Annotated in this window: 9 protein-coding genes; 4 read left to right on the forward strand and 5 right to left on the reverse strand. The window is 43.3% G+C overall.

Annotated elements, in window-relative coordinates; genetic code table 11:
• Nucleotides 1-252 precede the first annotated feature (252 nt).
• The 5 genes from ABIE50_RS09135 to dinB all read right to left on the reverse strand — a co-directional run bounded on the left by ABIE50_RS09135 (nt 253) and on the right by dinB (nt 7038).
• Nucleotides 253-1533 carry a restriction endonuclease gene (locus ABIE50_RS09135; protein WP_209864312.1) on the reverse strand — a complete coding sequence of 427 codons (1281 nt, stop codon included), beginning with the start codon at nt 1531-1533 and terminating at the stop codon, nt 253-255.
• 28 nt (nt 1534-1561) lie between these two features.
• Nucleotides 1562-2353 (reverse strand): SOS response-associated peptidase, encoded by a 792-nt coding sequence (locus ABIE50_RS09140; RefSeq protein ID WP_209864309.1) that lies wholly within the window; start codon nt 2351-2353, stop codon nt 1562-1564.
• Nucleotides 2354-2357: 4 nt separating this feature from the next.
• On the reverse strand, nt 2358-2843 hold the full coding sequence (locus tag ABIE50_RS09145) for a hypothetical protein (RefSeq protein ID WP_209864307.1): 486 nt from the start codon (nt 2841-2843) through the stop codon (nt 2358-2360).
• Between the two features lie 3 nt (nt 2844-2846).
• Nucleotides 2847-5825 carry a DNA polymerase III subunit alpha gene (locus ABIE50_RS09150; protein ID WP_209864305.1) on the reverse strand — a complete coding sequence of 993 codons (2979 nt, stop codon included), beginning with the start codon at nt 5823-5825 and terminating at the stop codon, nt 2847-2849.
• Between the two features lie 73 nt (nt 5826-5898).
• Entirely contained in the window at nt 5899-7038 is a 1140-nt protein-coding gene (gene dinB, locus ABIE50_RS09155) for a DNA polymerase IV (protein WP_209864303.1), read from the reverse strand.
• Between the two features lie 73 nt (nt 7039-7111).
• On the opposite strand from dinB, the gene ABIE50_RS09160 reads away from it, so the two are divergent.
• From ABIE50_RS09160 to ABIE50_RS09175, 4 genes are all read left to right on the forward strand, one after another.
• Complete coding sequence (locus ABIE50_RS09160; RefSeq protein WP_209864300.1) at nt 7112-7906, forward strand: XRE family transcriptional regulator; 795 nt, start codon at nt 7112-7114, stop codon at nt 7904-7906.
• Nucleotides 7907-8012: 106 nt separating this feature from the next.
• On the forward strand, nt 8013-9386 hold the full coding sequence (locus ABIE50_RS09165) for a hypothetical protein (RefSeq protein ID WP_209864298.1): 1374 nt from the start codon (nt 8013-8015) through the stop codon (nt 9384-9386).
• A gap of 628 nt (nt 9387-10014) precedes the next feature.
• Nucleotides 10015-11412, forward strand: a complete 1398-nt coding sequence (locus tag ABIE50_RS09170; protein ID WP_209864296.1) for a V-type ATP synthase subunit I domain-containing protein — start codon at nt 10015-10017, stop codon at nt 11410-11412.
• A 49-nt stretch (nt 11413-11461) separates the two neighbouring features.
• A complete protein-coding gene (locus tag ABIE50_RS09175; protein WP_209864294.1) occupies nt 11462-15553 on the forward strand; it encodes a DUF5977 domain-containing protein in 4092 nt (1363 codons plus the stop codon).
• Nucleotides 15554-15577 lie beyond the last annotated feature (24 nt).

Consider the following 15577-nt stretch of genomic DNA (forward strand, 5'->3'; position numbering starts at 1 on the left):
CCGTTATGCGGGATTGCCTATTATTTATATTGAAAATAAATAATGGGTGCCCTTGATCTGTTAATATATATCGAATGAATCCGTATTAACAAATGGAGTAGAGAGATAAGCCCAAAAGGGCCCGCCAGCATAACCACCCTTAAATGGATTACTAGCTACAAAATCCCATAATCTTTGAGGGTACCATTGAACGGCTTTTAAAGTGTGTCTGGTTTTCTTCAGAGTAGGCCGGAATTACCTTTGGAATAGATTTTAGAAAATCTCTGTCCAACCTAATTTTCGAAGATGCGGCTGATAATTTTCTATTAGATACTGTTTAATCATCATCTTATAATTTAATCCGTCCTGATCTTTAAGCCATTCCAATGGCATTTCTGCATTCATTACGGCTGCTATTTCATCATTTAAATACTCGATTAAATCGTCCAAAGTTTCCAGCGTGTGAGGAAAATCGTCATAGTCACTGGGCGCATCGACTTCCTGACGCTCATAATCCCAATATAAATCCTGGAGTCTACTAGCAATAATTTTTTCAGGTTCTGGATAAGGATTGTATTGGTCTTCTGCAATAACAGTAATATAGTCATTCAACATAGCCAAAATCTTATCATTACTCATCCATAACGAGCGGAGATTGTTCTGGCCTTGCGTTACATCTATTGGGTTTAAAAATAAAAACAAGGGAGTTATTGGTATAGATGAGTTTTCAAATTGCTCTGTAATATTATCAAGCTTTCCTTTTGTTATTTCAGAATTAAAATCTTCCTCTAATATAATAATTACCCCCTTTGCTGAACCAAATCTTTCATAAGCACTTATAAGCGAAGGTAGCGATGCTAATGTTATCGATTCCTGAAACGACGTTATTCGATAGGATATATCACAGGTTGATCTAAAGGTTTCCATTAAATCTTTCGCAACATATATGCTATCAATGTGCTCGACAAAAACAAGAATATCTTCAATTGAAGGTATAAGACGCGCTTCGGTCTCTGAATAATTTATAGATGGTTCTGCTTGCGATGTCGAAAGTTTGCTTGCGATTGCCTTTGTATTATATGGAACATATAAACTTCCAGTGTCGCCTGCCTCCCTGAGTTTAAAGATCAGCATGTCAACAAAATCAACATGCCCCTTGAATAGTAGTTCAACGTCATTGCCATCGAAAAGCAAAATGTTCAATGTTTTTCCGAACTTCAATGCAAGTTCAGCATCTTCACTAAAGCCACCTACAGAAATAAATATCCCGCTGGTGGTATGGAATTTTCCATCTAGTTTGCCTTTAAATGAATATATACTGGAAGCCGGAATTGCTTCCTGGGTCCATTTAGCCTCTAAGAGAAAAGTTTGGCCTTGCCAAAAAAAAGAACCATCGATTTGCTCACCCTTTGCTTTATATGAACCTTTGGGGGACAATTCATTTAATTCAAATAAAGCTTTAATTAGTTTCTCAAATTCGTAACCTCTCTTTTTTGTATTTTCTAATACCTTAACTTTTTCGTATTCAGTCTGTATTTTCTTGCTTGCTAGCATAGGTCAGTTTGCGCCGGTAAGGGCAGGTTCAGAACATTTCTGTTTGTACAGAATTCATACCTAATGGGGGCAATCCCGGCCAGTCCCAGGGATCGTATTTATGACCTCCATCGGGTCGAAGCTTACCGCCCCTAAGTGTATACACTGCATGATACCCTAAATCAGTACTAGGAACTTCATAGTTTAAGATTTCCTTCATTTCAGACTCTTGGACGGAAGAAGAAATCCAGGCTTTAGCCATATCCAATGGCACAAATAAAGGCATTCTATTTTTATTAGCTCCGGAATTATGAATTTGAGACATTACATCATTTGCCTTCCTTGTAATGAGTCCAAAGCTATTGTGCTCTTGAACGACGCCATCTTCATCTGCAAATTCGATCTTCTGATATAGGCCAGGTATGTAGAAGGGCTTTGACCCATTATAGCATACAAAATAGGGTATTTTATTTTTGATCCCTTTTACCTCTCTATGCTCGTATATGCCATCAACGGGTATTAAAATCCGGTTCTTTCTGATCCTATACCAAGTCGAGCGTTTATCTTCGAATATCCGTTCACTCTGTATATTCACCATGCTCGTCCTCCGCACTGATTGTTCTTTTTTATCTTCGATCCAGGTGGGTAATACACCCCATTCCATTGTGGTTGCTTCAATTCCATCGTTTGCTTCCCGAATGACGTAACAAGGTGGGAAAGCAAATGCCATTATTTGCTCTGCGAAGTCACTGCTGAATGGTTGCGTTTTATTGATCACAATACCCGGAAAGGCCTCCTGCGTTAACTGGATATCACTATGAAAGGAAATATCAACACACATCAGATTAAGCGTTTAAAATTTTGGATATAGGAACTTTATAGTTTTGGCCTTTATCATTCTTGAGCTCAATGACCACACGACCATATTCAAGGCTGAGTGTTGCTTCTACGGCTCCTCTTCCTGCAAAATGAGCTTGACGAATATAAGCAATAAACTTGTCTTTAAAAGCTGCCTTCAGGTTTTTCTCCCAATCTTTATGAAGAGTATTGCTAAAAAAATGAAAGCCCGAATCCGGGTCCATAAGACCAGTAATTTTCGCTGCTTCTTGACTGATATCAAGCGATTTTCCTTCTCCTGGCCCCAGTGCACGGGAATGATCCATGGCATCGCTTTCCATTTTATATCTACTTACAATAAAGCCTTTTTTAAGGGGAACTCCTGGCCACTCAAAACGCTGGATTACCCAATAGATCTCCCCGGAGGAAATGCTGTACTGGATCATAGCTTCGGTCAACCGGTCGAATGGATTATATAAGACTTTACGTTTCATTCCTTACCCTAATTTAAGAAAATTTTGCTGGGCAGCATACCTCGGATCTTGCCGAATCGGCAGTTTTACCATTTCATCGACGATTATAGATGGAAATCCGAAACTTTCCGCGACCAGCCCATAGATTTTATAGATTCCGGACTGCCTGAAGGGATATTGGAGGTATGCTTTGGGAAAGTGTACTGTATCGAAAAACTGACCGTCCTGATCGAGGAAGGTGCCAAATGCCATCGCTTCCCCTTTGCGTGTGCGCGTTTGCTTCATGGTTACAAAAAGGCCCGTAATAGCTATTCTTTTGCCAACATTTCCCATTAAATCATTGCACCTGATACTTTCATCAGGTTGCTCTTGGAGCATAAAAAAAGGCGATAATGAAACTGAAAACCCGAGCAGCTCCATCTCATCAAAAAAATCCTCGTCATTTGCCCATTCAAATTGAGGCACCTCCGGCATCCTGAACGCCGGCTGAAAGAGCAGCGCCACGCCGCTATGTTTCCCTTTATGTGCCTTGTTGCCGGCAAGCAATAAATGAGCTTTCCAAAGTAGTCCTTTTTTATCCTCGCCGGTAAATCGCATGGCCCCGGTGCTGATGAGTAGCAATAGCTGCTCCAGCCCAGGTTGGCAACGGGCTACAAAGTCTTCCATGCTACTAAAATGAGCAGCCTTGCGTTGCTCCAGGATAATTTCGACCATTTTTGTCTCCAGACTGCGGACCATATTGAATCCTAAATAGATATTTTTACCGTATAGCATGGTCTTCATTTCGGAATGATTCACGCAGGGCAGGTTAATGATCGCCCCAGCCTTCCTGGCTTCCGTAACATACAGCCACCTGGAATAAAACCCACCCTCATTGTTGATTACCGCCGTCATGAATTCTATAGGATAGTGCGATTTAAGGTATAGGCTTTGGTAGCTCTCCACCGCGTAGCTGGCCGAGTGGGCCTTGGAAAAGCTATAACCGGCGAAACTCTCCATCTGCCGCCATACCTCCTGCGCTATTTTGAGGTCATGCCCAACACTTGCGCAATGACCAAAGAATTTTTCGCGTATCTCTTCCAAGTGATGGCGCCCTCTGTTCTTGCCGGACATTAACCGGCGTAGCACATCGGCGTCCGCAAGGTCAAGGCCACCGAAATGGTGCCCCACTTTAAGGACGTCTTCTTGGTAGATCATGACGCCGAATGTTTCTTTTAGCTGTTCTTCCATAATGGGATGAAGATACTGGAAGCCATCAGGGTTATGGAACCGTTTTATATACTCATCCATCATGCCAGAGGAGCCGACCCCTGGCCGGATAATACTGCTGGCCGCAACGAGCGTCAGGTAATCATTGCAATGCAGCTTTTTTAATACTCCCCGCATCGCAGGGCTTTCAATATAGAAACAACCGATGGTATCGCCCGACTGTAGCTGCGCACAGACTTTCGGATCCTTTTTGATCTCGGCTACAGCATGGACGTCTACATCCTTGCCCCGGTTTTCCCGGATGATTTCCACAGCTTCTTTGATATGGCCGATGCCGCGCTGGGAAAGGATATCCAACTTTTCAAAGCCGATCTCTTCTGCTGTATACATATCGAATTGTGTCGTTGGTAATCCCTTCGGTGGTAAATCCAGGGCAACGTAAGCTGTAATCGGTAGTTCAGAGATCAGTACCCCGCCTGCGTGAATACTACGCAAATTGGGAAAATCCTTTGGCAACTGCTCGTAGGTAGAAATAATTTTATCGACAATGTCGCTGCGATTATGAAAAGATGCGGGATGGTTGATCAGCCGGTCGATCTCGCCCTTCGGCAAACCGTATACTTTGGCGATCTCCCGAATGATGCTGCGGTCCTTAAAGGTTGACATCATTCCTAGCAAAGCAGTATGCTTCTTCCCATAGCGCATGAAAATGTATTCAAAAACCTCATCTCGGTCCTTCCAGCTGTAGTCAATGTCAAAGTCCGGTGGTGTTTTCCGTTTTGGATTCAGAAATCGTTCAAAGTACAGGTCTAGCTCCAACGGGCAGACATCCGTAATTTTTAAACAATAGGCGACTACGCTGTTGGCACCGCTACCTCTGCCTACGTGGTAAAAGCTCCTGTGCATCGAATACCGTATGACATCCCAGGTGATCAGAAAATATGATGAAAAGCCAAGACGGTCGATAACATCCAGCTCCTGTCTGACCCGCTCCAAAGCCCTTTTATTTTTGGAGCCATAGCGTTGTTTCCAACCATCCAGTGCCAGCTTTTCCAGTAGTTGACGGTCATCGTATGGACTACCAGTATAGGTTTTTTTATTCTTTACTGTCGTGAAATCAAAATCGAATGAGCACTGCTCCAGCAGCTTGCTTGTGTTGATAATAATTTGTGGAAAGCTGCTGTACCGGGAGATCAGCTCTGGCTGTGGCAAAAGTACTTCATCCCGGCTGCCGGCCTGCGCCGGCTTCAGTTGGGAAAGCAGTATATTATGGCTGATAGCCCGCAGCTGGCAATGCAACCGGAAGTCACTGAGTTCGGCAAAGCTTATAGGTGCCCAAATTACCAATCGCTCCTGAAAAGACCTCGACCTCATTACGATGCGTGTCAGCTGTGATGGTCGAATACCAATATACTCATTGTCACGCAACGGCTGCTCCTTATCTGGCAGGAATGGGTAAACGAAAAATACATCAGATAGCAGCGGAGCCTGTTCAGGCAGCGGAAGGCTTTCCAGATTATGGGTGGTCAGGAACTCATTAAGCTGCTGGAACCCGGCGTTGTTACGGGCAATGCCAATATACAATAGCGTATCCTCCCGGCGGAATTCAATACCTGCAAGCCCGTTAAACCCTTTCTGGTGACAATGTTTAATAAACTCCAGCATACCAGTGCTGTTGTTGATATCCGTAAGGACAGCCGTTTCGTATCCTTCCGACAATAATAAATCAACTAATTTCTCTAACGGTATGGTACCATACCGAAGCGAATAATATGAGTGACAATTAATTAGCATAGTACCTCCTTTTTATCCCAGGGGCCATAGGATTGTTGGGTGTGAGCTGGTAAGCGTTTGGTTGGTATTGGGTTTAAAGACAAACTGCCTTTTTCAAAAGTTCAGGCCCAAATCGTTTTTTAATGCTATCGACAGCCTGATATAAACTAATCTTCTCCAGGGAGTCGGCAAATAAGTCTATCTGATACGAACCGGAGACAAAATCGCTGAATTTAACGCCCACAAGGCGGACCAGCATCCGCTTATCATAAAGCTTTTCAAACAAGTCCAGTGCGGTTTTCATTAGTATATCGTCAGTGCTGCTGTAAGGAATGCGCGTCTGTTTTGTATAGGTATTCCAATCCGCATATCGAATTGTGATTGTCACACAAGCAGTCAACCGTTGTTGACTGCGTAATTCATATGCCAGCTCATCTACAAAACCAATAATGGTCTTGCGTAGAATCCCCATATCGGTAGTGTCACGATCGAACGTAGTTGATTTACTGATACTCTTTTGCTCCTCGTATGGGACCACGGGACTGTCGTCAAGACCATTTGCTTTATTATAGATCATCATTCCTGCCCTTCCGAAAGTTGCTTCCAGCAGCTCAGCCTGCAGTCGCTGCAAATGATAGATATGGGAAGCTCCCATTTTGCAAAGCATCTTGTAAGTCTCAGGGCCGATACCCGGGATCTTGTTTGCCGGCAGCGGTGCCAGGAACTCACGTTCCACACCATGGGCTATATCCAGCTCACCATTGGGCTTTGCCTGCCCTGTGGCTATTTTGCTGACCGTCTTATTCATTGAGAGGCCCATGCTGATGGGCAGGCCGGTTTCCCGGATCACCTTGCGGCGAAGCTCCAGCGACCATTTCCAGCAGCCGAAGAAACGGTCCATGCCGGTCAGGTCAAGGTAGTGCTCGTCTATAGAGGCCTTTTCTACCTGCGGGGCTGCACCGGTAAGGATTTCTGTAACCATTTTGGAATACTTGCTGTACTCATCATAATCTCCCTTACGGACAATAGCCTCGGGACAAAGCCGCTGAGCCAGGCGCATAGGCATAGCGCTATGCACACCGAACTGTCGGGCTTCATAGCTGCAGCTGGCGACCACAGCTCGATCGCTGTTACCGCCGACTAAAACCGGTTTGTTAATTAAACTACTATCCTTCAGGCGCTCTACGCTGACAAAGAACGTATCCATATCCATATGCACAATACTGCGGTCCATCTTTTTTCATTTACTTTCACTACCTTTGTTATTATTAATAACATTGTGATGTTATCAATAATGACATTTTTTTATGAGCGGACAAAATTTTTTCTGGGCCAGGAATTTAAAATTCCTCCGGGAACGCAAGCAACTTACTCAGGATCAGCTTTCTGTAAAGCTTGAAATTTCCAGGGCAAACTTACAGGCCTATGAGTCGGGGGCTACAAAAAATCCACCTTTTGACGTGCAAGTAAGGGTCTCGGACTTTTTTAAGATCAGTATTGATTCGCTGGTGAGAATCGACATGAGCAAACTGGGCGAATTGAAATTGCGTGATCTGGAAGCGGGAAACGACGTCTATACGGCCGGCAAAAAGCTGCGTGTTCTTGCAACGACCGTAACACCGGACAATAAAGAACAGATTGAGCTGGTGACACATAAAGCAAAGGCCGGATATGCAGCCGGCTACGGAGATCCTGATTATATCTCCAGCCTGCCCGTCTTTCATATGCCGCAGTTGCCCAAGGATAAAAAATTCCGGATGTTTCCGATAAGCGGAGATTCCATGCTCCCCGTACCGGAAGGATCTTACGTGATCGTGGAATACGTGCAGGACTGGAATCTGGTAAAGGATGGAACACCATGCGTAGTCATTACAAAAAACGAGGGAATCGTTTTTAAGATCGTCAATAATCGCATTAAAGAAGATCGTAGCTTAGCCTTGATTTCGCTGAACCCGCTTTACAAACCTTATGACCTTCCAATCCGTGAGGTCATAGAAATATGGCGATACCATAGCTACTGGACAGATGGAAAATTGTACCCACATTTTAATAAAGATCAGGTCTTACTTGCCATTGATGAGCTACGAAAAAAAATTGAGTGATACTTTTAACCGCTCTGATAAAAGGTTTAAATTTCATAAAGCTATAGATAGCCACAGTCTTGAAATCGGACAGCAAATTAACTAACGCTAAGCACTTATTTTGCGGATGAAAAATGGCAATAGGAAAATAAAAGAACTTTGTTGTTATTGCAACGAAGAACCCGCCAGCACCAGGGACCACGTTCCTCCCAAAGGTATATTCAATAAGCCACGACCCAGCGACCTGATTACAGTCCCCGCCTGCTTAAAATGTAATCAGGGAGCCTCTGTTCATGATGAACGGTTTAAGGTCTATCTGGGACTACATGTTGCCCGCTTCCGGAATGAAGGGGAAAGATTATTTAAGGAAAGGGTACTTCCTTCGGTGCGTCATAATCAGGAACTCAAAAGGAAGATTATCGAGAGTATGGAGCATGTCACCATATTAAGCCACGATGGAAAAGCTCCGGAATCAGGGACTTCAGTTCTTTGGGATTCTGAAGCCCATGATTCAATAATCCACCGGATCACCAGAGGGCTGTTCTATCATCATTTCGGATCCGCTTTACCCAAGCATGCCCATATCGTAATATACTGGTTTAAAGCGCTCCCTGAAGTGGATCATACTATCATGGAAACAAGGACTATCGCTGGAGGTTCGTTTGTTTATCACTTTGCTAAAGTTGAAGAATCGACAGATTCCATGTGGTTTTACGAATTTTACGGGGGGCATTTCGCCGGAGCAATGATCCATGATGAAGTGCCAGTCGAGGATGAAGATGAATCTGAAGAAAGCCGGCCAATCGCAAAAACCATCCCTCCGATTCACTCATCCATAATCAGCCCTTCTACTATAGATTCTTATATTGAAAAATTATTAGACAAAATGGGAGCTGAATATGAGCCGGAAATTGTTCCTGTTCAGCCAGAGTATTATGCAAAGATTGATAGTTGTTTTTATAACGTTCAGGAAAAGGTTAAGCGAGAAGGCGGAATAATTCACTATGGCTGGGCCATATTCAAGTCGCCTAATATGTATGAGGCAGAGCGGCACGCGGTATGGGAATCGCCTGATGGATCTTTGATCGACATAACACCGCGAGTTATTGATTTTTCTACAGTCATGTTTGTATCAGATAATAATTTCGTTTTCAATGGCCAGCTAACTGATAACATCCGAATAAATGCAACAAAGAATCTTGTTGTCGATGATTTTATTTTAGTCAATGAAGCCTGCACAAGATTTTACATGTTGGGAAAACGAGAGGAACAATTTAAGATTTCAATTCCAGCATATGTCGCACCGTATATCCGGGAATATGAAAAGCTGAAATCAAATTATCAAGTTTATCTAAATGCCAACGGAAATATGTCGAGTATATGTTTTTGCCATGGCCGTAAAAACTACAAGAACTGTCATGGGCAAATAATTCGGCAGAAAATACAGGAAGATTTACGTACTGTTAATGCTTTGCACCAAAAGTTTGGCAGCAAATCGTAATTCCTCGCAGGAGATTATGTCCCCAACCAGAGCTTAAAACTTTACACATGTGACGGCAAGAATTAGTAGGAAGGCCAAATCGGCCTTCTTTTTTTATAGGGTGTTTTAAAACGCACATTCAATGCGTAACGAACCTACATCTTTGTATGACTGAGCCGGAGTGGAGGATACGTATTTGTACGCAAATGGTGACAACAGTATTTATACGCATTTTTAAAACAATAGCAAAAGATATGTATTTGTTATATAATTTACAATTGGCTATAAGCATTTAATACCTATCCACGCTGTGGACACTGTATTATAGCTGCTATATCTGTGAAGTAGTTTAAGCCTTTGACACAGTAGAAGAGCGTCATGATGAATGGGACATTGTTTTGTACGTAACCTTTTAATCTTTCCTTCGATGAAAGCAATTTACTTTCCTCTGTATCATCCTTAGACCAGAAGATTTTAGCTGATTTATTATTTCAGCTTTCCTCTTTTCACCAGGTCACTTCTATTATTTACCTGTGGATGCGATTATAGCTGCAGAAACCATTGGCCTCATTTTAAATGAGCATGGTAGCTGTGGGTAAGTATTCTTGTGCCGTACCCCTGGTACATCTTTCACACCTTAATCCATAGCATGAAAACGCTATTATTTCTATTATTCCTTCTCATGACAACCCATGAAGTATGGAGTCAGGAAGCACAAAAGGACTCGGCTATCATTCCTCTTGCGTTCTTTAAAGACGTAACACGCAAATCCGACAGGTTAGCTAAAGCTCTTGACCGGAAAACGAATAAGGCCCTTAGCCAGTTTGTAAAGCAAGAGAACAAAATTAAACATAGGCTGGACAGAATTGATTCTCTTAAAGCAGCCGACCTCTTTGCACAGTCAATGACATCCCGAGTTACAGGTAAACTTGGAAAGTTTATGGGTGCCGTAACGCAAACAGACGAGCCCTATCTTGATAGCCTCAGCAATTCTTTGTCCTTCCTGAAAGACACGAAAGGTTTACTCGCCGGGAGCAAAGACATTTCAGATAAACTAAACCGTTCCCTGAGATCTGTTGATGACCTGAAAGAAAGACTCGCCCAGGCAGAGCAGATCAAAGCCTACATCCGTGAACGTAAGCAACTGTTGAAAGAACAGCTCAGCCAGTATACCGGCTTTACTAAAGACCTCCAGAAGCTAAACAAGCAAGCCTATTACTATGTACAGCAAATAAATGAGTACAAGGAAGTCTTTAAAGATAGAAGGAAAGCAGAGCAGAAGGCTATGGAAGTAATCAGAAAGATCCCAGCATTCAATGATTTTATGCAGAAACACTCCCAGATCGCCAGCCTTTTTAATATACAAGGCGCCACAACGTCTGCTCAAAGCCTCGAAGGGTTACAAACCCGCAGCCAGGTGGAAGAGCTTATCCAGCAGTGCCTGGGCAGCGGACCCAACGCCAGCGCGGCAGTAAGCCAACAAATGGCTGAAGCCCATAGCCGATTCAATGAGCTGAAAAGCAAGTTCCCAAATCTGGATAATGCTGCAGAGATGCCGGACTTCAAACCGAAGGAAATGAAAACAAAACGCTTCCTGAAAAGACTGGAATTTGGCAGCAATATCCAATTCCAACGCAGCAACCGGTTCTTTCCTACCACAAGTGATATTGCTGGCCAGGCTGCCTATAAGTTCCATAAAAACGGAAGCGCCGGTATTGGGCTTTCTTACAAACTGGGACTAGGTACAGGTTTCGATAACATTCAGTTCTCAAGTCAGGGCATGGGTATTCGCACTTTCATTGACTGGAAACTGAAAGGAACATTTTTCCTCAATGGTGGCTATGAACAAAACTATCAACCGGAATATGTCGGTGTGCCTAATGGCTTGGGGCAAAAGTGGATCGAGAGCGGGCTAATTGGGATCAGTAAGAAGTATAAGATTAACAGTAAGCTGAAAGGCAATGCAATGGTTCTTTTCGACTTTTTGTATAACAAACATATTCCAAAGACCGATCCGGTTAAATTCCGCATAGGCTATAATTTTTAAGTGCCGCATAAATTCTCTATATCATAAACAATAATTTAATATCCGTTTTATGAAATGTAACTATTTTTTTGTTCTCCTTATTCTTCAACTTGCCTTCTTTGGCGTATCAGGACAGGTTGATTTACCCACCGGACGCGCCCTATTTAATGTCCCCATTTTCAGCTATAGCGACGGAAACCGGCTGCACTTTGATATTTCCATAAACTATACTGCAGGTGGCGGTATCAAAGTAAATGATTTACCAACCTGCGTTGGATTAGGTTGGGAGCTGGCTGCCGGCGGGGTAATTTCCCGGCAAACTGTAGGTGAGCCCGATGATCAATTCGGTGGAACCTACGATGGTATACGGTATGGTGATGGTTTTATGGTGTATAATGACTGGAAGTTACAACCAATCGGACCCAGGGCCGGCTATATACCGCTAGTCCTTAATACGGGTGGCGACTCCTATTATCAGCCCGATGACCGGACACTTCGGGACTTGCAACAGGATATTTTTGTCTTCCAGTTTGGTGGAAGAACCGGTCGCTTTGTTATCAAAGAAAATGGCACTATTGTATGCCTTGACAATTCAAAACTTAAAATTGACAAAGCGGAGTTTGAGGTAGACGGGACTGATTGGAATATAACCAGCATCTATAAATTCATTATTACCGATGAAACCGGGGTCCAGTACATTTTCAGTCAGAGCGACAAATGTAACCTTATCAGCAATAAAAAGGGCACTTATGGATATTCAAGTGGAGGTAGCCGTATTTATTATACGGATTACCAGGTAAACAGCCATGGCGTCCGAAATAACTGGTACCTGTCCCAGATCAAAGATCCCTATAATAAAAATGTGATCAATCTGTGGTATGAGGATTACAATGTTGAATATATCGCTGGCTATGAAGCTGTAAAGACGACGTCTGTAGGCGATGGGAAAACCAATGAGGCTGTTCAAAGCATACCTGTGCGATTTTCAGGAACAAGGCCAAGACTTAAAGAAATTTGGTTTCCTAGTGGCAACACGAAAGTTTCATTTGTATACGATGGCACTGATTTAAAGGATTTACCTGGAGAAAAGGCACTTAAACAGATCCTGATAAAAAGAGATACAATGACCCTAAGCGGTTATAATTTTGATTATAATTATTTTTTTAAAGATTCGACCAGGGCATATAATTATGCCTTCACTGCCGCAGATCTTCCTTACGCAAGGCTTAGCCTCAAATCCATTCAGAAAATCGGCAGATTTAATAGCCTTGAAGCCCCTTACACCTTCTCCTATATAAACAAAATTGCCTATAGAGCTGGTACGCCAAACTTTGTTATAGTGGGCGTACCCGGACGCCTTATGGGAGGAAGGGATCACTGGGGATACTATAATGACACCTGGGTAAATGATCAAAACTATGCTACACACACGGACGCTTATAACAGCGCTGTTACACTGACTACGCCGGTTCGTAAAAATGTTACTCCTGGCGGCCATGCTTCATTAGGTATTCTCCGTGAGGTGAAGTATCCTACAGGGGGCAGGCTTCAATTTGAATATGAGGATAACCGGAGCTTAACCGTCGCTGTTGATACGCCTAGTGGAGGAGTTAGGGTAAAGAAGACAATTTTGCTCGATGGTATAGATACCTCCAGGAAAATTGTAAAGGAATATAGATATGTAAACGCTGATGGTACCTGTTCAGGTTGGGGTTATGAGAAACCAATTTATACCGAGGTTGGTTATACTAAAATGGTCATTCCTCCCTCCCAATATGGGTATAAGGGGGCAAATTTCTTCTTTAATATTGCTATGTCACCCTATATTATACCCAGAATCTATTCGAATTGGTCGGTGGGTTATACAGCAAACCTGAACAATATGATTGCCCAGACCATCTTTATTAACATGGTCATAGCCATCCTTATTGATATAACAACGCCGCCGCCTACCACTAAGGTTTTTACCGCGACCAATACACAGGACTTTAGCTCCCACGCTTCAAAAGGTAATATACTGCCCCACTTATATAAACGCGTAGAAGTGTTTAATGGAAGCCAGTCTTCCAATATGGGTAAGATGGTATATGAATTCACTTCACCAACAGAATTTCCCATTTTGGTACCGGTTCAAAGCCAACCTTACTCTAATGAGACAAGGTGTTTCCCATGGGTATATGGACTACCCAAAAGGCAATTAGAATATAGTAGAAATGGAAAGCTACTTTCAGAGGTAGTCAACAACTATAGCCCTGTTACCCCCTCAGAGGTAGCATTGAACGTAGCATGGCGCCCTAAAACAACCTTGATGTGCCCGGAATCAGTATTCAATGGTTACACCACTTCCATTGAACTCTACAAACAGGAATATTACACGCTTTCGGGTAGAACCGATCTTATGTCAACTGTAACGAAGGATTATGATAGCACCGGCAATTTTTCACAAGTGACAACTTCTTTTACTTATAACCCGGTAAACCTGCTACCGTCAAAGGTTACCGCTGCCAATAGCTATGGAGATACTATTCAAACAAGGACGTATTATCCCCAGGATTACGCGCCGGACAAATACCCGGTTCTCAGGGCGCTAAAAGAAAGTAATGCTGTTGGCATTCCGGTGGCAACTGAGAAATGGCAACTTAATGGACCTGTTCAGAACTTAATTAGCGCTTCCCTTACTGATTTTAAGTTCCAGCAGTGGGGGGAGATAAAAGCAGAGCAGGTTTCGGCGCTTCAAACCGATATCCCTATTACCCTTGCAAGGACCGGAAATTTTAATCCTAATCTGGTCAATAGAATTCCACTCTATATCAAGAAAATTGGGGGAGGCAGTTATGACCAGGAAGGTAATTTGCTATTGTCTACCGATCCTAGTGGCCGGGAAACAGGGTACCAATGGGGATATGGCTACTATGGAAATGGCAAGCGATTTCTCACTGCTGAAGTTAACGGCGCCCATCCTGCTCACTCCGAGAAAAATGGGCCGGTGAGCGCGGTGACCAATAGCAATATCAGGGTTCCCAGCAAGTCGCCTTACTCCTTACCGATTACACTTTCCCAAAGGGGGACGATCTACATCGCCATAGATGATTCCCTTAGTGATCAGCCGACCTTTTGCAATTATACGCTTTCGGGAGGAAACCCTGCAGTAGATTACTCAGGCAGCCTTTTTGATCTCAGATTTGTTCCCCGTAAGGGTAGCACTTATTATGACTATGCTATGAGTCTGCCCAGATACGTGGTATACTCCGATCTGCCTGCAGGTACCTATACGTTAACCACCACCTCGGACGACTATTCTGGTGCATACAACCTTCATTGTACCTACTTTACAGACCCGGTAACAAGTTTTGCTGCTGAATTTGCCTATGAAGGGTTTGAGGATAATGGGAGCACCAGTCCAGTAGCGCCCTATGCCGGCGCAGGCTGCCTTCAGGGGGATTATACCACTACCTTCCAGGCCCCTGTCGGTAGAACATATAGAGTTGACTATAGGTACTATTCCGGTGGGAAATGGTCATATACTGCCAAACCCTACACGAACGGTATGATACTTTCTGATGGAGAGGCCATCGATGAAGTCAGGATATATCCCACAGATGCAAGCATCACTACCTATACTCATGATCCGCTCGTTGGTGTTACTTCAGAAACTGATAATAACGGTAATACCGTTTTTAATGAATACGACTATCTGGGAAGATTAAGCATTGTTCGGGATCAGTATAAAAATATCATAAAGCGCATCTGTTACAATTACTACGGACAAGCGGAAACCTGTGGTGGAAAGTCCTATTCAAACACTGCACTTTCGCAAACTTTCACTAAGGAAGGATGTGGATCAGGCTTTACACCCGGAACGGCAACTTATACTGTTCCTGCCGGAAAATATACCTCGGACGATTCGCTAGCTGTAAGCGTAATGGCCCAGGAGGATATGCGGTTGAACGGGCAAGCATATGCGAACCAAACGGCGCAATGCCAATGTAATGGGGTTGATAAAAAAGTAATAAACGGTTCTTGTATTACCGGAAAATTAGAATACTTCAATGAACCCATCCCGGGAAATCCATTTAAATGCAAAGTCGGGTACCGTTACAAATTTCCTGATGGCACTTATGGCCCCAAAACTTACACAGGCGAAGAACCTTGTGCAGGATAGAAGCTCATCCATTAAATAAAACGT

Source organism: Chitinophaga sp. OAE865 (genome assembly GCF_040546735.1).
Taxonomy (GTDB): Bacteria; Bacteroidota; Bacteroidia; order Chitinophagales; family Chitinophagaceae; genus Chitinophaga; species Chitinophaga polysaccharea_A.

What these genes read in the sequence shown, in the direction of transcription:
- ABIE50_RS09135 (WP_209864312.1), bottom strand. Translation starts at nt 1,533, where the DNA reads ATGCTAGCAAGCAAGAAAATACAGACTGAATACGAAAAAGTTAAGGTA.
- ABIE50_RS09140 (WP_209864309.1), bottom strand. Translation starts at nt 2,353, where the DNA reads ATGTGTGTTGATATTTCCTTTCATAGTGATATCCAGTTAACGCAGGAG.
- ABIE50_RS09145 (WP_209864307.1), bottom strand. Translation starts at nt 2,843, where the DNA reads ATGAAACGTAAAGTCTTATATAATCCATTCGACCGGTTGACCGAAGCT.
- ABIE50_RS09150 (WP_209864305.1), bottom strand. Translation starts at nt 5,825, where the DNA reads ATGCTAATTAATTGTCACTCATATTATTCGCTTCGGTATGGTACCATA.
- dinB (WP_209864303.1), bottom strand. Translation starts at nt 7,038, where the DNA reads ATGGACCGCAGTATTGTGCATATGGATATGGATACGTTCTTTGTCAGC.
- ABIE50_RS09160 (WP_209864300.1), top strand. Translation starts at nt 7,112, where the DNA reads ATGAGCGGACAAAATTTTTTCTGGGCCAGGAATTTAAAATTCCTCCGG.
- ABIE50_RS09165 (WP_209864298.1), top strand. Translation starts at nt 8,013, where the DNA reads ATGAAAAATGGCAATAGGAAAATAAAAGAACTTTGTTGTTATTGCAAC.
- ABIE50_RS09170 (WP_209864296.1), top strand. Translation starts at nt 10,015, where the DNA reads ATGAAAACGCTATTATTTCTATTATTCCTTCTCATGACAACCCATGAA.
- ABIE50_RS09175 (WP_209864294.1), top strand. Translation starts at nt 11,462, where the DNA reads ATGAAATGTAACTATTTTTTTGTTCTCCTTATTCTTCAACTTGCCTTC.